Source organism: Vibrio sp. 10N.222.48.A3 (genome assembly GCF_041475345.1).
Taxonomy (GTDB): Bacteria; Pseudomonadota; Gammaproteobacteria; order Enterobacterales; family Vibrionaceae; genus Vibrio; species Vibrio tasmaniensis_A.
This window is the reverse complement of sequence record NZ_JBFRVX010001043.1, coordinates 1-308: the sequence shown is the minus strand read 5'-3', so window position 1 is coordinate 308 and position 308 is coordinate 1. Positions and strand designations below refer to the sequence as shown.

The 308-nt window shown below is 45.1% G+C and carries 1 protein-coding gene; it reads right to left on the bottom strand.

All coding sequences use genetic code 11. From position 1 onward, the window contains the following. Positions 1-301, bottom strand: a 301-nt coding sequence (locus tag AB4653_RS23425; RefSeq protein ID WP_372105442.1) for a DUF3360 family protein, incomplete at its 3' end; no start/stop codon positions are given. Between the last annotated feature and the right edge of the window lie 7 nt (positions 302-308).

Genomic DNA, 308 nt, shown 5'->3' with positions numbered 1-308 from the left:
CGAAGTCTTTACCTAGGTTTACGTGATCCCAAGCTTGAGTTAGGCCATCAGCCCAAGACATCATTACTGCAGAGTACATCGCGATGATACCGATGGTACCAGCAAGTGCAGGAACAAGATCTTCAAGTTCAAAACGGAAATCACGGCCTGGAAGGTTTAGGCCAAAACGACGAGGCTTCATGATTTGAAGTTCGTGATCTAAGTAATCTGAGCGGCTCTCAAATTCAGAAGCAGGGCGGTGTAGCTCTTTATAGCTTTTCTCTTCTACTTCAGAGTTCGCATTATTCACAACGTCTGACATAGATTCC